Origin of the sequence: Ilumatobacter coccineus YM16-304 (genome assembly GCF_000348785.1) — a bacterium.
Lineage (GTDB): Bacteria > Actinomycetota > Acidimicrobiia > Acidimicrobiales > Ilumatobacteraceae > Ilumatobacter_A > Ilumatobacter_A coccineus.
In genome coordinates, this window is the sequence record NC_020520.1 from 880976 (window position 1) to 906172 (window position 25197).

13 protein-coding genes are annotated in these 25197 nt (G+C 66.2%); 9 read left to right on the forward strand and 4 right to left on the reverse strand.

All coding sequences use genetic code 11. The features are described from left to right. Positions 1 to 198 precede the first annotated feature (198 nt). The 5 genes from rplA to rplL all read left to right on the forward strand — a co-directional run bounded on the left by rplA (position 199) and on the right by rplL (position 11613). Positions 199 to 897, forward strand: a complete 699-nt coding sequence (rplA, locus tag YM304_RS03985; protein ID WP_015440352.1) for a 50S ribosomal protein L1 — start codon at positions 199 to 201, stop codon at positions 895 to 897. A 174-nt stretch (positions 898 to 1071) separates the two neighbouring features. Beyond that, on the forward strand, positions 1072 to 6783 hold the full coding sequence (locus tag YM304_RS03990; RefSeq protein ID WP_015440353.1) for a PKD domain-containing protein: 5712 nt from the start codon (positions 1072 to 1074) through the stop codon (positions 6781 to 6783). 112 nt (positions 6784 to 6895) lie between these two features. Next, positions 6896 to 10075, forward strand: coding sequence for an ATP-binding protein (locus YM304_RS03995; RefSeq protein ID WP_015440354.1), 3180 nt, complete (start codon positions 6896 to 6898; stop codon positions 10073 to 10075). Between the two features lie 507 nt (positions 10076 to 10582). After that, positions 10583 to 11122, forward strand: a complete 540-nt coding sequence (rplJ, locus tag YM304_RS04000; RefSeq protein WP_015440355.1) for a 50S ribosomal protein L10 — start codon at positions 10583 to 10585, stop codon at positions 11120 to 11122. A 110-nt stretch (positions 11123 to 11232) separates the two neighbouring features. Then, positions 11233 to 11613 carry a 50S ribosomal protein L7/L12 gene (rplL, locus tag YM304_RS04005; protein ID WP_015440356.1) on the forward strand — a complete coding sequence of 127 codons (381 nt, stop codon included), beginning with the start codon at positions 11233 to 11235 and terminating at the stop codon, positions 11611 to 11613. Between the two features lie 293 nt (positions 11614 to 11906). Here the strand turns inward: rplL and YM304_RS25505 are convergent, their stop codons facing one another. Next, the gene (locus YM304_RS25505; RefSeq protein ID WP_162142000.1) at positions 11907 to 12146 is read right to left on the reverse strand and encodes a hypothetical protein; all 240 of its coding nucleotides are present in this window, start codon (positions 12144 to 12146) and stop codon (positions 11907 to 11909) included. A gap of 85 nt (positions 12147 to 12231) precedes the next feature. Between YM304_RS25505 and YM304_RS21935 the strand changes: the two genes are divergently transcribed. Beyond that, positions 12232 to 13011, forward strand: coding sequence for an OmpA family protein (locus YM304_RS21935; protein ID WP_231897649.1), 780 nt, complete (start codon positions 12232 to 12234; stop codon positions 13009 to 13011). Between the two features lie 40 nt (positions 13012 to 13051). On the opposite strand, the gene YM304_RS04015 is transcribed toward YM304_RS21935, so the two are convergent. Continuing rightward, positions 13052 to 13663, reverse strand: coding sequence for a hypothetical protein (locus YM304_RS04015; protein WP_154723298.1), 612 nt, complete (start codon positions 13661 to 13663; stop codon positions 13052 to 13054). Here YM304_RS04015 and YM304_RS21940 point away from each other — a divergent pair. After that, complete coding sequence (locus tag YM304_RS21940) at positions 13653 to 14699, forward strand: OmpA family protein (RefSeq protein ID WP_015440360.1); 1047 nt, start codon at positions 13653 to 13655, stop codon at positions 14697 to 14699. The genes YM304_RS04015 and YM304_RS21940 overlap by 11 nt on opposite strands. A 51-nt stretch (positions 14700 to 14750) precedes the next feature. Here the strand turns inward: YM304_RS21940 and YM304_RS21945 are convergent, their stop codons facing one another. After that, a complete protein-coding gene (locus YM304_RS21945) occupies positions 14751 to 16001 on the reverse strand; it encodes a hypothetical protein (RefSeq protein WP_015440361.1) in 1251 nt (416 codons plus the stop codon). Between the two features lie 368 nt (positions 16002 to 16369). Between YM304_RS21945 and rpoB the strand changes: the two genes are divergently transcribed. Together rpoB and YM304_RS04035 are read left to right on the forward strand one after the other, a co-directional pair. Then, positions 16370 to 19999 (forward strand): DNA-directed RNA polymerase subunit beta, encoded by a 3630-nt coding sequence (gene rpoB / locus YM304_RS04030; protein ID WP_015440362.1) that lies wholly within the window; start codon positions 16370 to 16372, stop codon positions 19997 to 19999. Positions 20000 to 20115: 116 nt separating this feature from the next. Beyond that, positions 20116 to 24072 (forward strand): DNA-directed RNA polymerase subunit beta', encoded by a 3957-nt coding sequence (locus tag YM304_RS04035; RefSeq protein WP_015440363.1) that lies wholly within the window; start codon positions 20116 to 20118, stop codon positions 24070 to 24072. 117 nt (positions 24073 to 24189) lie between these two features. Here the strand turns inward: YM304_RS04035 and YM304_RS25260 are convergent, their stop codons facing one another. Further along, a complete protein-coding gene (locus YM304_RS25260; protein ID WP_015440364.1) occupies positions 24190 to 25155 on the reverse strand; it encodes a hypothetical protein in 966 nt (321 codons plus the stop codon). Between the last annotated feature and the right edge of the window lie 42 nt (positions 25156 to 25197).

The following is a 25197-nucleotide window of genomic DNA, read 5'->3' on the forward strand; positions in this document are numbered from 1 at the left end:
GTCGACAGCGACTCCGTCGCTGTCGCTGCTTTCTCGGACCTGACGGTCCGAAGCGCCTTCGGCGCTGACGGAGATCCGGTCGCAGTTTGCACTCGATCGGGCCTCCGCCTCCAACGAATACCGAACACCATTTTCAACCACCACAGTCTCGACCGGGAACACCTCGACCGGCGGACTCACCACTGAGGGAGACACACCATGTCCGGCAAGAAATACGACGACGCACTCAAGACGTTCGATCGTGACCACTTCTACGCACCCGTCGAAGGCGTGACGCACGCCAAGAACACGGCCACCGCCAAGTTCGACGAGTCGATCGACCTCGTCATCCGTCTCGGCGTCGACCCCCGCAAGGCCGACCAGATGGTGCGTGGCACCGTGGCGCTTCCCGCAGGCACCGGCAAAGACGTCCGCGTCGCCGTGTTCGCCGCTGGTGAGCAGGCCGACGCCGCCCGCGAAGCCGGAGCCGACATCGTCGGCTCCGACGATCTGCTCGAGCAGGTCGAAGGCGGCATGATGGACTTCGATCTCGTCATCGCAGCCCCCGACATGATGCCGCTCGTCGGTCGTCTCGGCCGCCAGCTCGGCCCCCGTGGCCTCATGCCCAACCCGAAGACCGGCACCGTCACCCCCGACGTCGGCAAGGCCGTCGAAGAGTTCAAGGGCGGCAAGGTCGAGTACCGCACCGACCGTTACGGCAACGTGCAGGTCCCGATCGGCAAGGCGAGCTTCGAGGTCGACAAGCTGGCCGAGAACTTCTACGCCGTCATCGAAGAGCTCAACCGTGCCAAGCCAGCATCGGCGAAGGGCCGCTACATCCAGAAGGTGACCACCTCGGCCACCATGGGCCCGGGTGTCCGCATCGACATCCAGCGCCTCAAGAAGAGCCTCGACTGATCACACGCTGATCACGACCTGATCTTTCGAGATCCCGGCCGGTTGCTGCACAGCGCAGCGACCCGCCGGGATCTCTGCGTTTTCGGCCAACCCGGCCGCATCGCTCCGGGCTGTGTGGTCAGGTTGGCGTTCTTGTTGGTCGGCTGTTATCGGCGGTTCGTTACAACGAACGTCATGTTGACTCGACGACGCCACGGGCGCGCTCGCCTGGCCATTGCCACCGTGCTCGGTCTCCTCGCCACTCTCGTGGTCACGGTTGCCGCTCCACCGGCCGGGGTGGTCCAGGCCGTCCCCGCCCCCACGTCGCCGCTTCCGTCGTGTGTCTACGACGAGAACGACAACGCTGGTCTCGGCTGCGCACCCGGCGAGCTGGGTGGCATCGCGACGGGAACCTTCGCATCCGACTCGTCGTTCGTCATCGATGCCGGCGAGATCGGCTTCGCGCCGTGCGCCAGCTACGTGTCGACCGGGTGCTACTACGAGGTGTACTCCCCGTCGATCGTCCGGTGCGTGTACCTGTACGACAACGACCCGACCGACGTTCGGTCGTGCTCGGGAAGCTTCAGCACGTCTGGGTCGGTCGGCACCTACTCGGCGCAGCGTCAGGGCTCGTGCCGAGGCGAGCTGGGGAGCACCTACGCAGCCGGAGGGCCGACAGAGGACACGTTCTGGACGGTGCGCGGCCCGGTCGCGGCTCGGTGCGAATTCTACATCGACACCGTCGACATCGATCGGCTCGCCGGCCCCACCTTCCTGCTGGCGAGCGCCTCGGTCGACGAATGCATCGAGCCGGGCAACGGCTATGGCTGCGACGAGTACTGGGCCACGCTCGAGCGGCACACCCGCTACGGCTGGATCCCGGTCGAAGGTGACCTGGCACCTCGCGCGTCGTTCGAACCGGATCAGCTCGGGAACAGCCTCAGCTATCGCATGGACAACACGTCGATCCCATTCGACGGGCCGACGACCTACGAATGGGACTTCGGTGACGGCTCGGCGGTCGTCCAAGGCTCCGAGCCCACACACGTCTACGACGCGCTGGGGAACTACCGCGTGACGCTCACGATGCGCGGTGCACAGGAGGGGCAGGTACTCACCGCGTCGGAGTGGATCGACATCGCGGCTCCCGACCTCCGGCTGACGGTGTCGAATCCGGACGCTGAGTTCGGTCCCGGCAAAGACGGCAACCGCTACGACATCGGCGACGAATTCGACGTGCGGGTCCATCTGGAAGTCACCGACGGCGTCGGGAACCTGCGACAGGCGGCCCCCGTCGACAATCTGCTCTCGCTCCCAGCTCAGTTCGAGTTCGTCGGCACACCGCCGAATCTGTCCCCGAAGACGTACGAAGTCGGGGACACCGACGAATTCGAGGTGCGCGTGCGAGCCATCGCCGCTGGGCGCGCAACGATTCGGTCCGTCTGGAACGCCAACGACATCCTCGGCGATCCGGCAGGACCGTGGACCGGGTCGTTCGAGACGAGTGTCAACGGACTGCAGGTCACCATCGAGGCCGACCCCGACTCCTCGAAACTCGAAGACACCAACGATGACGGCATCATCGACGAGAACGACGAAAACTTCGTCGATGTCGACGTGACCGTGAAGAACGTGACCGAACAGCCGATCACCGATGTGGGGAAGGGCCCGCTGATCGTCACGTCGCAGACCGACGACCTGTTCGTGCAGTTCATCGAGATCGCAGCACCCGTCGACGATCCCGGCACGACACCCGACGAGTCGAACTTCGGTGACCTCGCGCCCGACGAGGAGAAGACCCTCACCTGGAGCTACCGCGCCGACGAACAGCTGAAGGTCGAGTTGTCGATGCTCGTCACGGGCAACGCGGCGGGCGCGACGGTGACCGGGCGAGGAACCGAGACGGTCAAAGTCGTCGACCAGGTCATGCTCGAAGTGCGAATCGACGTGGTCGAGAGCCAGAGCTTCCGGTCCGGCGCACCGGTGCGCATCAACGGCAACTTCACGAACGTCACCGACGACGCCGACGAGCCCGAGACGATCTCGTTCGTGATCGGACCGTCGTACGGCCCCGCATTCGAGGGCACGAGTTACGAACTGAACGCCGGCGGCGGGTTCTTCGGAGCGGGCGGCGCCAGCGCCACCGGAATCACGGCGTTCGAACTGGCTCCCGGAGCGTCGATCGACCTCGTCGCTGTGGCCGAGACGATGGAGGCGACGGTGTCGTCCGGATTCCGCGTCGAGTACAACGCGCTCGTCTCGGTCAAAGAGGTGGCCGAGGGCGGCGCCGTTTCATGGACGCCGATGGACGAGTTCGTCATCGACTTCATCGACGACGACGGCTTCGACCGCAAGCACGACGTCACGCTCGGGCGCGTGCCCGAACCGGAGCAGGAACCGACGAACTTCATCACGTGCGACGAGGACCTCCTCTGGGCGGCGGAGTACGTCGGCTGCAAGCTCGTCCGTGGCGTCGAGACCGCCGCTCGAGGATTCGGTTCGCTCGCGCAGATCGCATGGACACTCGCGAAGGCTCCCGCCGCGGCGTATGGATGGATGCTCGGAACGACGTTCGCGTACCTCGAGAGCGACTCGGCCGCCCGCCAAGCCATCGTGTCGGAGATCGTCGCCGAAATGGAAGCGATGTGGCACGCCGGCGTCGAAGCAGTCCGCAACGTGTCGCTGGCCCAGCTGGGCGCCATGGTCGGCGAGGCGATCGACAGCGCGATCACGCGCCTGGTGGCGGCCTGGGAGCGCGGTGCGACGGCGTTCCTCGGTGAGGTCGCCGAGATCGCGGGCGAGAACATCGACATGGTGTTCGAAGCGCTCGTCGCCGCTCGTGCCGTCGCGAAGGTGTCGCGAGCGGTCGCAGCGGGCGAGGGACCGATCCGCACCAAGTTGCAGCAGGCGTGGGCCGAGCGTGCCAACAAGGCGTTCGACGAGGTCGACGACGTCATCGCATCGAAGGGACACCGGGCCGTTCCCGAGAGCAACGTGATGCCCGCCGGACTCGATGTGACGACCCACGCACGGATCTGGCGCGACAGCTACGGACTGAGCGCCGACAACTTCCGCATGCTCGCAGCGATCAGCAAGGAGTATGCGGTCAACATCATGTTCCGCTCGCGTTCGCCGAAGTCGATCCAGCTGATCGAGGACGGGATCGCGCTGCCGAAGCCGCAGGGCATCAAGGCGAAGGGGGTGAACGAGATCGACATGGACTTTCTCGACTACCCACGCAAGTACGACTCCAAGGTCGTGCACATGGAGCCGCCGATCCCGTTCATCCCCGATGCCGGAGCGCAGCGGCGTGCTGCTGAGCGCTATGCAGATCGCGTGCTCGCCGAGAAGCGGCCGGGCCTGTCCCCGGGAACCCCCGAGTACGACGACCTGCGCGGTCAGATCGCGAGCCGTGTCGAGACTCGCGTCGAAGAGTGGGTCAAGCTCGGGCCCGAATACAAGAAGGCGCTCTCCCCTCCGATCGATCCGAAGACGGGGCAGCCGATTCCCGGGGCTGACCCGGTCGGGGTGAAGGTCGACTTCGATCCGGAGTTCAACGGCGTCCAGAACGGCACGATGCGCCACGAGCCCAACCGGCCCATCGAGCTGAAGGAGGCGGAGTCGGTCAACGGGCGGGCGCTGTTCGAGGTGAAGCTCTTCGACCCCGACACGAACCGCTTCCTCGACGTGACCGGCGACATCGACTTCGTGGCGATCCTGAAGCCGGACGGGAAGGTCCTGGGCGCGAACGGCGACCCTGCGGAGTTGGCCAAACGGCTCGAGGTCTACGAGGCCATGCGGTCGCTGGTCGGCATGCAGCACGGCGAGTCGTTCACGATCTTCGACCGGGAGAAGCTGCGCCGCAAATTCCTGTCGGCGCACGTGGACGCCCCCGGCAAGGAGACGATGCTCGCCATGACGCCGCAGCAGCGACTCGTCACCACCTATTTCGACGACAACCTGTCGACGCTCAAGGGCGGTCCGTCCGCACAGCTCGGCGAACTCCAGCAAGCACATGCGTTCTTCCGTGGCATCTTCACCGAACTCGGCTCGCCCAATCGACCGTGGTCGGCCCTACTGCTCGAGGAGCTGGCCCGGGTGAGGCGCCGACTCGTCGAGCGGATCCCGACCCTGTTCAGCCTGGCGACGCTGCGTCAGATCGTGCGTGAACTCGACGGAACCGAACTCGAAACCAGCCGTGATGCGCCTGCGCTTCGGCCCACCGACGACGGCAACCTCGAGATGTATCAGGCTGACGGTGGCGGGGCGGAGTCGTTCGCTCCGATCGGTGCCGAGGCAGCGACCACCGACGACGCCATCGAGGTCGTGTCGCCGGCCGCCGCGAGCGCCGCGGCGACCGATGACGCGGTCATCGATGCGCTCGACCAGATCATCGCCGACCTCGAAGCCGCCGGTGCCGACTATTCGGTGCCCGCTGGGGCGCTCGGTGGTCGATGGGTCCCCGTCGAACTCGATGACGTCGTGGTCGACGACACGCTGTCGATGGCACCGTTCGGCTACCTCCTGTCGAGCGCCGAACCCGGCTCGACCGGGCTCGATCTCACGACCCGCCAGAACCTGTCACACGCTTCCGGAAGCGCGTACTTCGAGGTCGGGGACGAGATCATCCTCGACCCGGGCGGTGTCGACGAGGAGCGAGCGACGATCGTGTCGCTCGACCCGGTCAAGCTCGCAGCGCCCATCCGGAACTTCCACGGCGACCTCACCGAAGTCATCCTCGCCACCTCGGCGGTCGTCGGAGAGGCAGCCTTGTTCCCGCTGACGCCGGCTCGTGTGTTCGAAACACGTACGGGCGAGGTCACCGTCGACGGCGAGCACCAGGCGGTCGGTCGGCTCGAGGCCGGCTCGGTCACGAAGGTGCAGATCGCCGGGCGAGGCGGCGTGAGCAGCGGTGCCGCCGCGGTCGCGCTCAACGTCACGGCCATCCGTCCGTCGGGCGTCGGGTACGTCACCCTCTTCCCGTGTGGGGACGACCAACCCCTGACGTCGTCGCTCAACTATCGGGCGGGCGTGGTCGCGGGCAACTCCGGCATCGTGAAGCTGAACGACGCGGGTGAACTCTGCATCTTCACGTTCGCCGACACCGATCTCGTGATCGACGTCAACGCCTGGTTGAAGTCGGCACCATCGTTCGCCTCGTTGACGCCGGCTCGTCTCGCTGAAACGCGCTCGGGTGAGGTGACGGTCGACGGCGAAGCCCAGGAGCTCGGACGACTCGACGCCGGGAGCGTCACCGAAGTGCAGATCGCCGGCCGCGGCGGGGTCGATGCCGGAGCCGACGCCGTCGCGTTGAACGTGACCGCCATCCGCCCCGACGGCGTGGGCTACGTGACATTGTACCCGTGTGACGAAGACCGTCCGACCACGTCGAGCCTGAACTACAGCGGTGGCGGAGCGGTCGGCAACTCGGCGGTCGTGTCATTGTCGGCCACCGGTTCGCTGTGCGTGTTCACCTTCGCCGACACCGACCTGGTCATCGACGTGAACGCGTGGCTCGCCGACGACGCCTCGTTCGACCCGTTCGTCCCGGCGCGGTTCTTCGAGACTCGCTCGGGTCAGGAGACCGTCGATGGCGTCGGCAACGGTGGCGGCCGACTCGGCGCCGGCTCGGTGACGACCATCGACGTCGCCGGACGTGGCGACGTTCCTGCGGACGCGTCGGCGGTCGCCCTGAACGTCACGGCGGTCAGGCCGGACGGCGTGGGCTACATCACGCTGTTCCCATGTGACGGCGACCAGCCGTTGACATCGTCGCTGAACTACGCGGCGGGTGGCGCGGTCGGCAACTCCGGCATCGTGAAGCTCGCAGCCGACGGCACGGTGTGTGCCTACAGCCGGGCAGCGACCGACCTGGTGATCGATGTCAACGCCGCCTGGGCGGGCTGATCATCCACCTCCGACGTCGGCGAAGTCGATGCCAGCGGCGGAGGCGTTCCCGGTCGACTCCGTCACCGAGCGAGCAACGCCGACCGACGGGCGAGGAACTATTGTCACGAGGGTGGACGGATGGGTGCTTTCGGCGTGGGGTCCGACCGAACTGACCTTCGGGACCGAGCGCGTCCAGTTGCGGCCGCGAGAGCGGGCGGTGCTCGCTGCGCTGGCCGCTCGATCGCCTGCGTCGATCGACACCGCCGAGATCGTGACGCTGGTGTGGGGTGACGCGCCACCCAAGACCGCCCGCAACTCGATCCAGAATCACATCGCACGTATCCGATCGGTTGCTCGCGACGTGGTGGTCACCACCGACACCGGGTACCGGTTGGCCGCAGAGGTGACGGTGAACAGGGGAGCGTCGCTCGACGACTCCGAGCCGTACGCCGATCTCGCCGAGTGTGAGCGAACCGACGCGCTGAGGTCTGCGGCATACGTCGCCCGCGACGACGCGTGGATCGCCGACATGGCCGATCGCCTCGATCGCAGCATCATGGGCGACGACGCCGGCGACACGATCGACGGCATCGAGAAGTGGGTGGCACGCCACCCCGGAGATGAACGCGGTGTCCGCCTGCTCACTCGCGCCCTTGCGTTGGCGGGGAGGCGCCGCGACGCCCTGGCCGTGATCCGTGACGCGACGCGGAGCGCCGCTCGATCGGGGCACGCTCCCGACCGGGTGCTTCGTGATCTCGCCCGTCGCATCCTCGACGACGACCCCACGCTCGGCGGCTCGTCGACACCTCCAGCGGACGCCGACGTCGACCCGGTGGAGGTCGGGCATCTCGTCGGCTTGGACGACTACGTCGACCGCATCGAGCGCTCCGCCGACGACGGGATGTCGCTCGTCGTCGTCACCGGGCCGGCGGGCATCGGCAAGACCACGCTGGTCGAACACCTCCGCGATCACGCCGACGTGCACGGGCGAGCGACGCTGTTGGCGGCGTGTTCACCCGAGCCGTCGATTCCGCTGGAACCCTTCACCGAGATCCTCCATCAACTCGCCGATCGATTTCCGGCGGCGTTCGGCTCGCTCGACGACATCGACGTGCTGCGATCGCTCGCTCCGACGCTCGCCGGCGGCGACGACCGGGCGATGTCGAGTGGCCGAGTCGATCGCTCGGTGCTGCTCGACGCCGTGGTCGCAGCGTTGCGCTGCGCCCCGGTGCCGTTGACCGTGATCTTCGAGGACCTGCACTGGGCGACGCCGTTGACGTTGCAGATGCTCGACGCATGTCTCGCCGGCGACCACGACGGGCAACCGGTGAAGATGATCGTCACGTCTCGTGAGGTCGATGCGGAGTTGGTCGGCCGAGCCGTCGAACACGTCGTGGTCGAGCCGTGGCCGCTCGAACGTGTGCGAGAGTACGTCGGCCGTTTCGGACGCCCGGCCGAATGGTGTGCTGACGCATCGGCGTGGATCCACCGCCAGTCGGTCGGTACGGCGCTCTTCATCCGCGAACTCAGCGTCGCGGCGCATGCCTCACCGGATGGCGAGTTCGTCCCTCCGGCGAGCACGCCCGACAACCTGCTCGCGTCGCTGCGTCGAACCCTGCGTGGCCTCGCATCGTCGACCCAGCGAGACCTCGGCGCGGCGGCGATCCTCGGTCGTCAGTTCAGAGTGGTCGAGTGGAAGTCGATGGGGCTGCGCAGCGCGGCATCCGTCGACGAAGCGATCGCTGCCGACGTGCTCGAGCGCGTCGGCGACGATCGGCTGGCGTTCCGTCACGACCTGCTGCACCGTCTGGTGCTCGACGAGCTCGCACCCGGTGAGCGCATCGAACTGCACGATCTCGCCGTCGACGCGATCGGGTCCGACACGTCGCTTCGACGTGACCGGCTCGACGAGCTCAGCCATCACGCGTACGGCGCAGCACCGCTCGACACGGCGAGAGCGTTGTCGGTGATGCTCGCCGCGGTCGATGTCGACACCGAGCGGTTCGACTACGAAGCCGGCATCGCGAAGTGTCGTGCAGCACTCGAACTCCTCGACACCGATGCTCGCCCGGGGGCCGTCGATCGGTGGACGGTCGAGTTCGAGATCCGACTCGGGCAACTCCTACTTCGGCTGGGCGACGGCGCCGCCCTCGATCACCTGCTCGGCGCAGCCCGGCACGCACTCGAACTCGGCGACGACGACCTCGTCGCCGAAGCGATGCGCGAAGCATGTCGCCTCGGCCCGACGTCGGTGGTCGGGGGAGTGCACGCCGAAGCGAGCGAACTGCTGGACCGCGCCGTCGAGTCGGTCACCGACGAGCGGGCCGCCGCCGTCGTGGCGACGGCAGGCGTCATGCTCTACGCGATCTCGGGTGAGTACGACCGCTGTCGTGCTTTCTTCGAACGAGCCGCGTCGTACCACGGCGACCCCGGCACTCGGGTCGATGCGCTCGGCCTCGCCGTGCTCGTGCTCACCGAACGAACCGACCTCGATCGACGCATCGAGATGGAACGAGAACTGACCGAACTCTCGAAACTGGTCGACGGTGAAGACGCACGCTGGAGCGCAGCTCACCTCCGGATGACCAACCAGGTCCAGGCGGGCGACCCGGCGATGCGAGACACGCTCGCGGAACTGGCCACCCTCACGGCGTCGATGCGGCAGCGGACCCGGCTGTGGGAGTACACCAACTGGTCTGCGTCGGTCGCGCTCACCGATGGTGACGTCGGTGCCGCCGAGCAACTCGCCACGCAGGCGCTCGACTGCATGGACGCAGTCGCCGAGTCGCTCGTGATGTCGGCGTACGGCGCCCAGTTGCTGTCGATCCGCCACGCCCAGGCCGACGTCGGCGACCTGTTCGACACGGTGGCGTCGATCGTCGAGGGCGGTGACGCGATCGGCGCGTGGCACGCCGTGTTGGCGTTGGCCGCAGCCGACGCCGGCGACGCGAAGCGAGCGCGTCGACACCTCGACATCGTCGTGGCCGACGACTTCGCCGTACTCGATCGTGACTACACCTTCAACGGCGCGCTCCACGCGGCGTCGTTGGCGGCGGCGACCATCGGCGCCGTCGACATCGCTCGACTGCTGGCCTCCGAGCTCGACGCATGGTCGGGTCTGTGGGCGTTCGTCGGCACCTGCACCATGGGCCCGATCGACCTCGCGTCGGCCCGACTCGCCGAACTCCTCGGTGACATCGAGCGGGCGAAGGCGCTCGCCGGTCGAGCGTTGACCTCGGCCGAGCGTGCTCGCGCACCGATCTATGTCGAGCAAGCGGCCGATTGCCTCCGTTCGCTCGATCGCCACTGACGTTGCTCGACGCCGGCCTCGTACACCGGTGATCCCGTACACCGGTGATCTCGTTCGACGGTGACGTCGACGGCGAATTCGTCAGGGATCTCGCCAACAATTGTCAGCCCGAGAGGTGCGCAGCCCTCGCCAGATCTGGCATACTCACTGTCGTTCTTGAGGTGTGGCCCACTCGGGGCACGGTTCGGAGCCGCTGACAGACCGACCGCCGCTGGCCTCGTAGACGGGCGAGCCAGGGCGGTGGTCTTGTCAAGCCGGGCCCACCACGTGCGCACCGGAGTAGGCGATTCGTTCGTCAGCCTCTAGCCTTTCCGTGACAAGTACACGGTTCTCGCCCGAAGACAGTTGGTCCACACCGCACGTGAGTGACGGCGTGGCTAATGGAACATCGTTCCGCCAACCGAGGTGCATGCCTTCGAAGAAACATCGCTTCGGCGATGCGCTCCTCGACGGTGTTCGCATTCGGAAATGCGAGCACCCCGAGTTGCAGCGAAAGGAGGAATGCACATGTCAGAAGGAAACGCACCACGCCCCGACAAGGTGGCGGTGGTCGAAGAAGTCACAGCGAAGCTCGAAGCAGCATCCGCAGTGTTCGTGACCAACTACCGAGGCCTGACCGTGAGCCAGTTCGCTGACCTGCGGAAGCCGCTTCGTGAAGCCGGCGCAGAACACAAGGTGTACAAGAACACCCTCGTCAAGCTGGCGGCCACGGCCGCCGGAATGGAAGGGCTTCACGAACACCTCGTCGGCCCGACGGCGCTCACGTTCGTGAGCGGCGACGTCGCCGCCGCAGCGAAGGCGCTCACCGAGCAGGCCAAGGCCACACCGGCACTGGTCGTCAAGGGCGGCATCATGGGTGAAACCATCATGTCGGCCGACGATCTGAAGGTCCTGGCGGATCTCCCGCCCCGCGATGTGTTGCTGGCGAAGTTCGCCGGAGCACTGCAAGCACCCCTGGTCAAGACCGCCGGTCTGCTCCAGGCGATGCCCCGCAACTTCGCATACGGCCTCAACGCCCTCATCCAGCAGCAAGAAGAAGCTGCCTGATCCCCGAAACCCTGCACGTGAGTGCTCGCGAGACGAGCGCGGCGTCCGGGTTTCGATGCCAACAGAACTGAACTGCTGGATGACCAGCACGAATCGAAAGAGAGAACACCATGTCCAAGGATGAAATCCTCGACGCAATTTCCGCACTGACCGTGATCGAGCTCAAAGAGCTCCTCGACGCCTTCGAAGAGAAGTTCGACGTCACCGCTGCAGCCCCCGTGGCCGTCGCAGCAGCCGGCGCCCCCGCAGCTGGCGGCGACGCCGGTGGTGGCGAAGAGCAGAGCGAGTTCGACGTGATCCTCAACGGCGCCGGCGCCCAGAAGATCCAGGTCGTCAAGGTCGTCAAGGACCTGCTCGGTGTCGGCCTCAAGGACGCCAAGGACCTCGTCGACGGCGCCCCCAAGCCGCTCATGGAGAAGGCCAGCAAGGAAGATGCAGAGGCCGCCAAGGCCAAGCTCGAAGAGGTCGGCGCAGACGTCGAACTCAAGTGATCGCCGGCGTTCGTCGACCGCTCGTCGGTCGTGCGAGCGCTGCGCTCTCATGAGCTGAAATTCGAACGGAGCCCGGCGGGAGACCGCCGGGCTCCGTCGCGTTCCGGAGCCGGTAGCGTCCGCCGGCCGACGCCACCGATCGTCTGGTTCTCGTCAACCGATCGCCACGCACCGCGACACGCCACGGTCGCGTCACTGCAGCCCGTGACGCGACGCGCGAAAATCGCCCCGAGCCTGACGAACCCTGCACGCGCCTCGCGTTCGTCGAGTCGGTGCGCTGTCGTATCGTGGCGTCATGGGTGGGCCGGGCCGAGACCAGGGAGCGTCGCGATGACCGGCACTCCCACGCCGCCGCCGCCGCCGCCCGCCCCGCCGCCACCCCCGCCACCACCGCCTCCTCCGCCGCCACAGCCCGTGGCCATCACTGCGGCAGCGACCGCGCCGTCGCCCACGAACGGCCGCCCACCGCGCCTCGTGTGGGCGTTGGCGGCGATCGGCGTGCTGGCGCTGCTCGGGCTCGCGGTCGTCGGCATCGTGACGCTGCTCGCCGACGACGACGGTGGCGAGCAACGGATCGCATCGACCGACGAGACGCCGTCGACGTCACCGGTGACGTCGGTGGACGACAGCGACGAGCCCTCCGACGCCGCTGCCGATCCGACCGCCGAGGCCGCCGAAACGCCCACCACGGCAGCGCAAGACACGGACCCCGCAGATGGTGCCGAGCCCGCCGGCGACGAACCTGCCGGCGACGAGCCCGCCGGGGACGAGGAACCGGCCGGAGACGAGGACCCCGCCGACGATGAGGATCCCGCCGACGATGAGGATCCCGTGGCGGCTGACGATGCCGGAGACGCGGGCGACGCCGATGAACCAGCGGAGTCGCGTGCGGTGGTTCGTGGTGGTCAGATCTTCTTGGAGGGTGCGGTGCCGAGTGTGGAGGCTGGTGCGGAGATCGAGGCGTTGGCGGCTGAGGTGTTGGGTGCGGAGAACGTGTTCAACGACTATGTGGTCGACCCGGCAGCGGGCGATCCGAATCTGGGCAATGTGACGGTGGAGGACACGATCAACTTCCAGACCGACAGTGCGGTGATCTTGTCGGAGAGTGAGGGGTTGTTGAACCAGGGGCTGGCGTTGTTGACGATTCGTCCGTCGATGACGATCACGATCGTGGGGCACACCGATGATCGCGGTTCCGAGGCGACCAATCTGGTGTTGTCGCAGGAGCGTGCTGGTGCGGTGAAGCAGTGGTTCGTGGATCGTGGTGTTGATGGGGATCGTTTGTCGACGGTTGGCGCTGGTGAGTCGGAGCCGATTGCCGACAACGGCACGGTGGAGGGTCGTCGGTTGAATCGTCGGATCCAGTTCTTCTTGGAGAACATTCTCGGCGACGCCTGACCACCCTGAGCCACCGATCTGATGCGGTCGCTCAAGTTTGTCAGTCGTACCGACGATAGTTCTCGGTGAACAAATCGACCTCTACTCCGTTGCCGCCTCCTCCGCCCGTCGTTCCGGCGAGGCTGGAAACACTCGCCGCAACGCCCACGACGCCCGCAACTCCTGCAGTTTCGGCGCCGACCGCTCCGGTGTCGCCGGTCGCGGTGCCCGCTCCGCTGACGTGGAATCCGCTGCACCCGTCGTTCGAACCCGCGCCGGTTCCGGCACCGGCCGACGCCGAGTCAGCCTCGTCTCCACCACCGCCGGTGGTGGTGGCAGGGACCATGACCGTTCCGCAGACGGCCGTTCCGCCAGCCGTGACCGTTCCGCCAGCCGTGACCGTTCCGCCAGCCGTGACCGTTCCGCCGGCCGCCGCCGTGCCATCGGCTTCATCGCTCTCGGCCGCACCGGCCGTGACTCCGACCCCCGCGCCATCGCCGGTTCCGCCGCCACCCCCGACGCCGACGGTGTCGTCGCCGCACACGGCGGTCGTGCAGACCGCTCCGGTCGCACTGGCCCAGGTGGCGTCGCCCGCAACGGCACCGCCCCCGGCCGACACACCTCCGACCGCGACCACCGCGGCGCCTCGTGGCGGCCGCAACATGTTGGTCACGGCGCTCGCCGTGGTCGCCGTCGGTGTGCTCGGCTTCGTCGGCTTCGCCGTCATGCGCGGCTCCGACGACGCCGGATCGGCTGACGCCGACATCGTGGCCGACGGCGCACTCGTCCGACAGGGCGACGGCGAAGCGACCGACGGCGCCGCCGACCAGACGGCTGCTCTGGAGGTGCCGACCTCGGACGTACCGAGCGCCGACGACGCGCCGGCGAGCGGCACCGACGCGGCCGACGCAACGAACGACGAGTCCGCAACTCCGTCCGACACGGCGACCGACGCCCCCGACACGGCGACCGAAGCGCCCGGCGCCACCGACCCGGTGGCCGACGCTGCCGCCACGGCGAGCACCGCCGACACCGCCGACGAGTCACCGATCGACGCCGAGGCCGACATCGCGTCCGACCCGGTCATCGAGCCCGACCAGGAACCCGCTGCCGACACCACGGCACCGGCTGCCGACACGACGGCACCGACCGTCGATCCGGTCGAGCCGGCGTCGGACGCCAGCGCGGCGGAGTCGCGTGCGGTGGTTCGTGGTGGTCAGATCTTCTTGGAGGGTGCGGTGCCGAGTGTGGAGGCCGGTGCGGAGATCGAAGCGTTGGCGGCTGAGGTGTTGGGTGCGGAGAACGTGTTCAACGACTATGTGGTCGACCCGGCAGCGGGCGATCCGAATCTGGGCAATGTGACGGTGGAGGACACGATCAACTTCCAGACCGACAGTGCGGTGATCTTGTCGGAGAGTGAGGGGTTGTTGAACCAGGGGCTGGCGTTGTTGACGATTCGTCCGTCGATGACGATCACGATCGTGGGGCACACCGATGATCGCGGTTCCGAGGCGACCAATCTGGTGTTGTCGCAGGAGCGTGCTGATGCGGTGAAGCAGTGGTTCGTGGATCGTGGTGTTGATGGGGATCGTTTGTCGACGGTTGGCGCTGGTGAGTCGGAGCCGATTGCCGACAACGGCACGGTGGAGGGTCGTCGGTTGAATCGTCGAATCCAGTTCTTCTTGGAGAACATCCTCGGCGACGCCTGACCACCCTCGGCCACGGCCCGCCCGAGCGCTGCCGGCTGACGTACGTCGGCGTCAGCTGTGCGGACCGTAGAACACCGAGTCGACGATCTGTGCGATGAGCCGACCGCCGGCCGGCTCGTCACCGACGAGCATCGTCGCCGTCTCGACGAGGATCGCCACGCCGTACGCACCGTCGTCGGCGACGATGATCGCGGTGTCGGCCTCGCTCGGTTCCCCGTCCCACAGGACGGCGTGGGCCAGTCCGTTGACCTCGCCGTCGACGCGGACCGGGTCGGCCGCCAGCAGATCGGTGCTGGCGATCACGTCGACCATCGCGTCGACGCCACCCTGCGAGGGGGTGATCGTGATGCTCGCATTCGACCCCGTCAGCGGGTCGGCGAATTCGAGGCTGTCACCGCCGTCGACCTGCTGCCACGAGGCGGGGACGAGGATCGAGGCGGCGAACTCCGGACCCCCGGCGGTCGTGAAGAACTCGAGTTCGGTGGCGTGGGCCAGCGGACCGATCACCGACGGATCGAAACGCAGGTTGTCGATCATCGCGCCGACCTGCTCGGAGAGTTCGTCGGTGTCGATGCCGAACGTGAGCACCGACACGAACTGATCGTCGACCTGCGCGGTGCGCACCGTGCCGAAGGGGAAGGACGTGGTGTAGCCGTCGAGGCCGGCCCAGGTGGTGGGAGCATCGATCTGGTACGAGGCGATCTCGCCGAACGCGTCGATCATGCCGGTCCGGAACTGCCCGTACGACTCGACCGCGAAGAAGCGCCGCTCGCGCAGCACCGCCATGACGGCCTCGCCCGACGACAACTCCACGAGCAGTTCGGAGGCATCCGGGTCGTACGTCCACGGTTCGGACTCGATGTCGTCGAAGATGGTGACGGGCTCGATCGAGCCGTCGGTGACCTCCCAGCCCGGCCACACGTCCATCGTCAGAAAGCCGCCGCCGAAGTCTTCGCCCACCGTGTCGGCGCCGAGCACGAAGTCGGTGGTCGGCGGAGCGTCGGTCGTGGCGGGGTCGGTGGCCGGTGGATCCGTAGCCGGTGGATCGGTTGCCGGTGGATCGGTGGCCGGCGGATCCGTTGCCGGCGCTTCCGTGGCGGGAGGTTCGGTCGCCGTGGGAGCGCTCGACTCGGGTTCGGAACTCGGGGCGGTGGCGCCGGGCGAGTCGTCGGTCGACGACTCGGACGACCCGCCGCCGCACGCTGCGAGGGCGAGCGACGCCGCGATCACGAGGGCGCTGCCAGTGCTGCGCAGTGCGATGTCGCCGGAACGAGTCGATGGGTGGGTCCATGAGCGGGGCATGGGGTCATTGTCGAAACGTCGCGTGAACCGCGCGTGACCCGAGCACGTCGGGGCTCCAGGGGCCGCTCGGCCACGTTGCAGTTGGGTGCCGTCTGGGAGAGAATGCTTGACAGATCGACTCGGCTTCTTTACCTTGTGCCGGAAATCAGGTTCCCGGTTCATCGAGCTGTGGACAACTCACTTCGTCAGATCTTGTCGAGCATGCTCCAGATCTGGTTGATTTCGCGTGCGCAGCGCCTATAGGCTCGCACGTTGCCGTGCCGTTCCTTTTCTCACCCTCATCTGATGGTCTGATTCGGCGCGCACGGCCTCTGGCAGCACCCACCCTGACGTCCTTCTTCGGCGTCGAGAATTTTGGAGAGTGATCCGTGGCGACTCGTCTCGTGTCTCGTGAACGTTATTCGTTCGGCAACCTCAAGGAGCCGCTCGAGCTCCCTGACCTGATCGCCATCCAGAGGGAGAGCTTCCAGCACTTCCTCGACGAGGGTCTTGCCGAGACCTTCCGGAGCATCAGCCCCATCAAGGACTTCTCCGAGAACCTGCAGCTCGAGCTCGAGTTCGATCCCTTCGACCCCGACCTGCGTCCGCCGCCGAAGTTCACGGTGGAGGAGTGCAAAGAGAAGGACATGACGTACTCCGCTCCGGTGTTCGTTCGTGCGCGGTTCATGAACCGCAACACGGGCGAGATCAAGGAGCAGGTCGTCTTCATGGGCGACTTCCCCATGCAGACCGACAAGGGCACGTTCATCGTCAACGGCACCGAGCGTGTCGTCGTGTCGCAGCTCGTGCGCTCGCCGGGCGTCATCTTCGAGCCGGGTGAGCGTTTCCGTCTCCGTAACCTCACCAAGCACCAGCTCGTCAAGGGCACCATCCACCCGTACCGCGGTGAGTGGATGGAGTTCGACGTCGAGCACAAGCCCGGCAAGGACGTGACTGCCGGAACGCGAGTCGCTCGCAAGCGTCGTCTGGGTGTGTTCACGATGCTTCGTGCGCTCGGCTACGACGAAGAGAACGCTCCGGGCTTCCTCGATCGCTTCGTCGCCCACTTCGACTTCCTCGAAGGCCAGTGGGAGAAGGAGCGCGAGACCGCGCCGACGCAAGAAGAAGCGCTCGTCGAGATCTACAAGCGTGCCCGCCCGGGCGAGCCGCCCACGGTCGAGTCGGCCAAGGCCTACTTCCGCAACGCGTTCTTCGAGAGCCGTCGCTACGACCTCTCCCGCGTCGGCCGCTACAAGCTCAACCGCAAGCTCGGTGACGAAGTCGCCCGCCTCGACGAACTCTTCGGCCTCGGTGGCCTCGAGAACGCCGAAGGCGAGCCGCTCCTCGACTACCCCGAGGAAGGCCAGAACGTGCTGTCGCGTTGCGAGGTCCTCGCATCGATCAGCTACATGCTGCACCTCGTCAAGCAGGAGCCCGGCTACCGCCTCGACGACCAGGACCACTTCGCCAACCGTCGCATCCGCAGCGTCGGCGAACTGATCCAGAACCAGGTCCGCATCGGCCTCAGCCGTATGGAGCGTGTCGTGCGTGAGCGCATGACCACCCAAGACGTTGAGTCGATCACCCCGCAGACGCTCATCAACATCCGCCCGGTCGTGGCCGCGATCAAGGAGTTCTTCGGAACCTCGCAGCTGTCGCAGTTCATGGACCAGGTCAACCCGCTGTCGGGCCTCACGCACCGTCGTCGCCTGTCGGCGCTCGGTCCGGGCGGTCTGTCGCGTGAGCGTGCCGGCTTCGAAGTCCGAGACGTCCACTTCAGCCACTACGGCCGTATGTGCCCGATCGAGACGCCGGAAGGCCCGAACATCGGTCTGATCGGTGGTCTGTCGACCTACGCCCGCGTCAACGAGTTCGGCTTCATCGAGTCGCCGTACCGTGAGGTCAAAGACGGCAAGGTCACCGGCAAGATCGTCTACATGGCCGCCGACGAAGAAGAGAACTACGTCGTGGCCCAGGCCAACACGCCGCTGGCCGCCGACGGCTCGATCGTCGCCGCCAAGACCCTCGTGCGTCGTTCGCCGCAGGCTGCCAGCCTCGAAGACCTTCGCAAGATGCTCGAAGCCGAGAGCTTCTTCGGTGCCACCACCGACATCGGCTACGTGCCGCCGGAGGAAGTCGACTTCATCGACGTCAGCCCGAAGCAGATCGTCTCGGTCGCCACGGCGCTGATTCCGTTCCTCGAGCACGACGACGCGAACCGTGCCCTGATGGGCGCCAACATGCAGCGCCAGGCCGTGCCGTTGCTGCGTGCCGAAGCGCCGTACATCGGTACCGGCATCGAGAAGCGCGCCGCTCGCGACGCTGCCGACCTGATCCAGGCCGAAGACGACGGTGAAGTCATCGAGGTCACCGGTGACATCATCACCGTGCAGTACAAGGAACTCGGCAAGCGCGTCTACAAGCTCAACAAGTTCACTCGCTCCAACCAAGACACCTGCATCAACCAGAAGCCGCGTGTCCGTGAAGGCGACAAGCTGAAGAAGACCGACGTCATCGCCGACGGTCCGTCCACCGACGAAGGCGAGCTCGCGCTCGGCAAGAACCTGCTCGTGGCGTTCATGCCATGGGAGGGCTACAACTTCGAGGACGCGATCATCCTGTCGGAGCGCCTGGTGAAGGATGACGTGCTCACGTCGATCCACATCAAGGAGCACGAGGTCGATGCTCGCGACACGAAGCTCGGTCCCGAAGAGATCAGCCGTGACATCCCGAACCTGAGCGACGACATCCTCGCCGACCTCGACGACCGCGGCATCATCCGCGTCGGCGCCGAAGTCGGCCCGGGCGACGTCCTCGTCGGCAAGGTCACGCCGAAGGGCGAAACCGAGCTCACCCCCGAAGAGCGCCTCCTGCGCGCCATCTTCGGTGAGAAGGCTCGCGAAGTCCGTGACACCAGCCTCAAGGTCCCGCACGGCGAGGTCGGCAAGGTCATCGACGTCAAGGTGTTCAACCGTGACGACGGCGATGAGCTGCCCCCGGGCGTCAACCAGCTCGTGCGTGTGTACGTGGCGCAGAAGCGCAAGATCAGCGTGGGCGACAAGCTCGCCGGTCGCCACGGCAACAAGGGCGTCATCTCCAAGATCCTCCCGATCGAAGACATGCCGTACAACTCCGACGGCCAGCCGGTCGACATCATCCTCAACCCGCTCGGTGTTCCGTCCCGAATGAACGTGGGTCAGGTGCTCGAATCGCACCTCGGCTACTGCGCTCGTTGGGGTTGGACCAACCCCGACGGCACCAAGATCGGTGACGATCCGGTCCGCGGTACCGAGAACAAGACGCGGCCCAACACCAAGCCCGCCACGTTCGTGGCGACGCCGGTGTTCGACGGCGCCAACTGGGACGAGAAGGAGAAGTCGCTCGACCACCCGACGATCCAGGAGATCCTCGAGAAGTTGAACCCGGAGTCGCAGAGCGGCGAACGCCTCGTCGGCCTCAACGGCAAGATGACGCTGTTCAACGGTCGCACCGGCGAGCCGTACGACAACCCGATCACCTGTGGCTACATGTACATCTTGAAGCTGGCGCACCTCGTCGACGACAAGATCCACGCACGTTCCACCGGCCCGTACTCGATGATCACCCAGCAGCCGCTCGGTGGTAAGGCGCAGTTCGGTGGTCAGCGTTTCGGCGAGATGGAAGTGTGGGCCCTCGAGGCCTACGGCGCGGCGTACTGCTTGCAGGAGCTGCTCACCATCAAGTCCGACGACGTCCTCGGCCGTGTCCGGGTGTACGAGTCGATCGTCAAGGGTGACAACATCCCCGAGCCCGGCGTGCCCGAATCGTTCAAGGTCCTCATGAAGGAGATGCAGGCACTCTGCATCAACGTCGAGGTCCTCACCGAAGACGGCCAGGAGATCGAGATGCGCGACCTCGACGACGAGGTGTTCCGCGCTGCCGAAGAACTCGGCATCGACATCTCCCGCCCCGAGCGCGGCACCGACGAAGACGACGCTCGCCGCGAGCGCGAAAAAGCCGAACGGGCCGCTCGCTACTGAGCCTCACCGCTGGGCTCACGGTGGCGACACCACGAGCCCAGCACAGTGACCTTCCGTCCCCCGGGACGATGAACGACTGAATACGAACGCAAGAGCAACAAAAAGGGATCAACAACATGCTCGACGTCAACATGTTCGACCAGCTCAAGATCGGGCTGGCCACCGCGGATCAGATCCGCAACTGGTCACACGGTGAAGTGAAGAAGCCGGAAACCATCAACTACCGCACGCTGCGCCCCGAGAAGGACGGCCTGTTCTGCGAGAAGATCTTCGGACCGACTCGCGACTGGGAGTGCTACTGCGGCAAGTACAAGCGCGTCCGCTTCAAGGGCATCATCTGCGAGCGCTGCGGTGTCGAAGTCACCCGCAGCAAGGTCCGCCGTGACCGCATGGGCCACATCGAGCTCGCGGCTCCGGCCGTGCACATCTGGTACCTCCGCGGTACCCGTTCGTGGCTCGCCTACCTCCTCGCCGGCATCGAGCCGAAGGAAGAACTCAAGGCGAAGATGCTCGAGAAGGTCATCTACTTCGCGGCGCACCTCGTCAGCTGGGTCGACGAAGAAGGCCGCCACGAAGCGACCGCCAGCCTCGAAGCCGAGTACCTCGAAGAGCGCGACGTCGTCCAGAAGGAACTCGACCTCGAACTCGACGAGCGCTTCAAGCAGCTCGAAGCCGACGTGGCCGAAGCCGAGAAGGCCGACGCGAAGGCCGCCGATCTCAAGAAGCTCCAGAAGGAAGCCGACAAGGAGATCGAAGCGATCCGCGAGCGCTACGAGATGGAGCTCGACCTCATCTCGCGTACGTGGGACGAGTTCAAGAGCCTGCACGCTCGCAAGATCATCGAAGACGAACTGCTGTGGCGCGAGATGCGCGACAAGTACGGCGAGTACTTCGAAGGTGGCACCGGCGCCGAAGCGATCAAGCAGCTCATCGACCGCATCGACTTCGACGAAGAAGAAGTCAAGCTGCGCGAAGCCATCGACCCGGGCGATTCGGGCCGCAAGCCGCTCAGCGCCCAGCGCAAGCAGAAGGCGATCAAGCGCCTCAAGATCGTCACGTCGTTCAACCGCCGTGACGAGAACGACCGTCGCATCAACGACCCGAAGGCCATGATCCTCGACGCCGTTCCGGTCATCCCGCCGGAACTGCGCCCGATGGTCCAGCTCGACGGTGGACGCTTCGCCACCTCCGACCTCAACGACCTCTACCGTCGTGTGATCAACCGCAACAACCGACTCGAGCGTCTGCTCAACCTCGGTGCGCCGGAGATCATCGTCAACAACGAAAAGCGCATGCTGCAGGAGGCCGTCGACGCACTGTTCGACAACGGTCGCCGTGGTCGCCCCGTGACCGGGCCGGGCAACCGTCCGCTCAAGTCACTGTCCGACATGCTCAAGGGCAAGCAGGGTCGCTTCCGTCAGAACCTCCTCGGCAAGCGCGTCGACTACTCGGGCCGTTCGGTCATCGTGGTCGGCCCGACGCTCAAGCTGCACCAGTGCGGCCTGCCGAAGCTGATGGCGCTCGAGCTGTTCAAGCCGTTCGTCATGAAGCGCCTCGTCGACCTCGAACTCGCGCAGAACATCAAGACCGCGAAGCGCATGGTCGAACGTCGTCGTCCGCAGGTCTGGGACGTGCTCGAAGACGTCATCAAGGAACACCCGGTCATGCTGAACCGTGCGCCCACGCTGCACCGTCTCGGCATCCAGGCATTCGAACCGGTGCTGGTCGAGGGCAAGGCGCTCCAGATCCACCCGCTCGTCTGCACGGCGTTCAACGCTGACTTCGACGGTGACCAGATGGCCATCCACGTGCCGCTGTCGGCCGAGGCTCAGGCCGAGGCCCGCGTGCTGATGCTGTCGGCGAACAACATCTTGTCGCCGGCGTCGGGTCGTCCGATCACCGTGCCGTCGCAGGACATGATCATCGGTGGCTACTACCTCACCGAAGCGATCGACGACGCCAAGGGAGCGGGCCGCGTGTTCCGTCACCTGTGGGAAGTCCTGCGGGCCTACGACGAAGGTGAACTCGATCTGCACGCGTCGATCGAGATCCGACCGCCGCGTGTCGCCGACGACCACCCGATGAGCGACGAAGAGCGCGAGCGCGCGAACGCTCCGTTCACGACCACCCCCGGTCGTGCGCTGTTCGAAGAGGCCCTGCCCGACGACTACCCGGCCAAGTTCGGCCACATCGACTTCCTCGTCACGAAGAAGGAGATGGGTGTCATGGTCGAGCACCTCTCCGACAACTACCCGAAGACGGTCATCGCGCAGTCGCTCGACAACATCAAGAACCTCTGCTACCGGTTCGCGAGCCAGTCGGGCATCACCGTCTCGATCGACGACGTCCGTACGCCGAAGGCGAAGCGGGCCATGCTCGACGACTACGAGGCGCAAGCCGAGAAGGTCGAGAACCAGTTCAAGCGAGGCATCATCACCGACGGCGAGCGTCGTCAGCAGGAGGTCCGCATCTGGACCGACGCAACCGCTGACGTGCAGGCCGCAATGGAAGCCGAGTTCAAGGCCCAGCAGTTCAACCCGATCGACATGATGGTCGGCTCGGGTGCCCGAGGAAACATGACGCAGATGCGTCAGATCGCCGGCATGCGTGGCCTCGTGGCCAACCCTCGTGGTGACATGATCCCTCGTCCGATCAAGTCGAACTTCCGTGAAGGTCTCGAAACCCTCGAGTACTTCATCGCCACGCCGGGTGCTCGTAAGGGCCTCGTCGACACCGCTCTCCGTACCGCTGACTCCGGTTACCTGACCCGCCGTCTCGTCGACGTCGCCCAGGAGCTCATCGTCCGCGAAGAAGACTGCGGCTCGACCCTCGGCGTGTGGATCGAGAGCGTCGGCGAAGACACCGCCAACAAGCGTGCGTACCTCGAGACGAAGCTCTACGGCCGTGCGTTGCTCAACGACACCGAACTCGCCAACCCGATGGAAGACGGCCGCACGATGCTGCCGCGCAACACCATCGTCGGCGACGAGGAGATGGCGGCGCTGCGCGACGACCCGAACATCGAGCGCTTGCGCGTTCGTTCGGTGCTGACGTGCGACGCCGAACTCGGCGTGTGCGCCATGTGCTACGGCCGCTCGCTGGCCACCGGTCAGATGATCGAGCTGGGTGAGGCCGTCGGCGTCATCGCAGCACAGTCGATCGGTGAGCCCGGTACCCAGCTCACGATGCGTACCTTCCACACCGGTGGTGTGGCCGGTAAGGACATCGCCGGCGGTCTGCCCCGCGTCGTCGAACTCTTCGAAGCTCGTACCCCGAAGGGCTCGGCCCGTCTGGCCAAGGCCACCGGCGTGCTGCACCTTCGCGAGGACGAAGGCAAGGGCATTCCCGTTGTCGTCACCGACGACGCCGGCGAAGAGCACGAGACGCTCCTCCCGCTGGGCGCACGCCCGATCGTCACCGACGGTCAAGAGGTCAAGGCCGGCGATCCGCTGGTCGACGGCCCCTTCGACCCGAAGGAGATCATGGAGATCAAGGGCATCCGCGAGACCCAGCTCTACTTGGTGGAGGAAGTCCAGCGTGTGTACCGAGACCAGGGTGTGTCGATCCACGACAAGCACATCGAGCTGATCGTGCGTCAGATGACGCGTCGCATCGGCGTGCAGGAGCCCGGCGATTCCGGCTTCCTGCCCGGCGAGCGGGTCGACTCGAAGCGCTTCCGCGACACCAACCGTCGCATGGTCGAGGAGTCGGGTCGTCCCGCAGAGGGCCGTCCGGAGCTGATGGGTATCACGAAAGCGTCGCTCGCGACCGAGTCGTGGCTGTCGGCTGCATCGTTCCAGGAGACCACCCGTGTGCTCACCGAGGCGGCCATCGACGGCCGTGGCGACGACCTCATCGGTCTCAAGGAGAACATCATCCTCGGCAAGCTGATCCCGGCCGGTACGGGCATGTCGAAGTACCGCGAGTTCGGTATCGAGGCCCCCGACTACGAGCCGATGACGTACTACAGCTCCGAGGGCGAAGAAGACCCCGCTGCGTTCCTGGCCGGCCTGCACGGCTCGTACCAGGGCGACAAGGCGGCGGCCGGAGCTTCCTCCGAGCCGATCGGCTGACGTCACGTCGACCCGGGCCGCGACCAGCCCGGCGAGACCACGCTTCACCTCGGTGGGAGCGAGTGAGATGAATGGAACGGCCCGGGTGGAAACACCCGGGCTGTTCCGCGTTTTCGTTCAGCTGACCACGTCCCGCACGATGAACTCCACCAACGGCCCACTTCCGCCACCGTCCGAAACAGTCGAGCAATGCACGATCGCAGTGAACGTCCCGTCGCCGGTGCCCGCGGGTTGCATCAACTCTTGGTCTCTGACGTAGCAGAAGGAGTCGACCTGCGTCGTGGAGACGACGATCAGCGGCGCTCGCTCGGACCAGTCGAGAGCACGTGAGAACGGTCCGACGACACGAATGATGACGCTCGATCCGGTATCCACCTCTGACGAGACGGTGAAACCCTCGGCCGTCGACACATCCTCGAGAACGGCGTTGAAGGCAGTTTGGCCCATCGCAATCGTGCGTCCCGCATGTCGGCGGCGCTCTTCGGTCAGAGCGCTCTGAATCGCCTCGTCGACGAGCTCATCGAGTTCGGGTCTGGTCATGTAGCGGTCGTCGTGGTTGTGGTCGGCGTAGTAGCCGTTGACGTCGATGACGACGTCGACGGTGCCGGCGTTGTTGTAGATCTCGAACTCCTGGTCGACGGAGAGTTCGGCGGTCACGGCGTTGGGTACGGGTGGTTGTCCGGGGGCCGGATTGAGCGATGCGGTGAGGGGACGGTCGCCGCCGGACCAGATGGTGAGGTAGCTGAACTCCGTGGCGCCGAGCGCGGTGACGTTGAGCGAGAGTGCGGTCGCGTCGGCGGGGATTTCGTCGGTGCAGGGTGTGCCTTGTTGCTGGGCGTCGACGGTGTGGACGTCGCCCGCGCCGAGCGGAACGGCGCGTGGTCCGACCTGGTTGGGTGCGGGTCGGGTGTCGGCGAGTCGGCAGGGTTCGATGGGGACGAGGACGGGGCGGTCGCCGGACGTGACGTCGGCGCCGGCGAACTGTTGCGAGCTGATGCCGACGAAGGTGCCGGCGGTGAGGAGTGCGAGGCCGGTGGCGATCGGGCGGAGTCGGGCTGGAGGGCTGGATGATCGGAGCTTCATGCTTCGACTGTGACGGAGCCGGGACGGGCGGTCATGAGTAAC

Excerpts from the sequence above, each read along its gene's own strand:
- YM304_RS25505 (WP_162142000.1), bottom strand. The coding sequence starts at position 12,146 with ATGCCGACGACCGCGAGCCCGAGCAGCGCCAGCACGCCGATCGCCGCC.
- YM304_RS21940 (WP_015440360.1), top strand. The coding sequence starts at position 13,653 with ATGTTGGTCACGGCGCTCGCCGTGGTCGCCGTCGGTGTGCTCGGCTTC.
- rplL (WP_015440356.1), top strand. The coding sequence starts at position 11,233 with ATGTCCAAGGATGAAATCCTCGACGCAATTTCCGCACTGACCGTGATC.
- YM304_RS25260 (WP_015440364.1), bottom strand. The coding sequence starts at position 25,155 with ATGAAGCTCCGATCATCCAGCCCTCCAGCCCGACTCCGCCCGATCGCC.
- YM304_RS04035 (WP_015440363.1), top strand. The coding sequence starts at position 20,116 with ATGCTCGACGTCAACATGTTCGACCAGCTCAAGATCGGGCTGGCCACC.
- rplA (WP_015440352.1), top strand. The coding sequence starts at position 199 with ATGTCCGGCAAGAAATACGACGACGCACTCAAGACGTTCGATCGTGAC.
- rplJ (WP_015440355.1), top strand. The coding sequence starts at position 10,583 with ATGTCAGAAGGAAACGCACCACGCCCCGACAAGGTGGCGGTGGTCGAA.
- YM304_RS21945 (WP_015440361.1), bottom strand. The coding sequence starts at position 16,001 with ATGCCCCGCTCATGGACCCACCCATCGACTCGTTCCGGCGACATCGCA.
- YM304_RS03990 (WP_015440353.1), top strand. The coding sequence starts at position 1,072 with ATGTTGACTCGACGACGCCACGGGCGCGCTCGCCTGGCCATTGCCACC.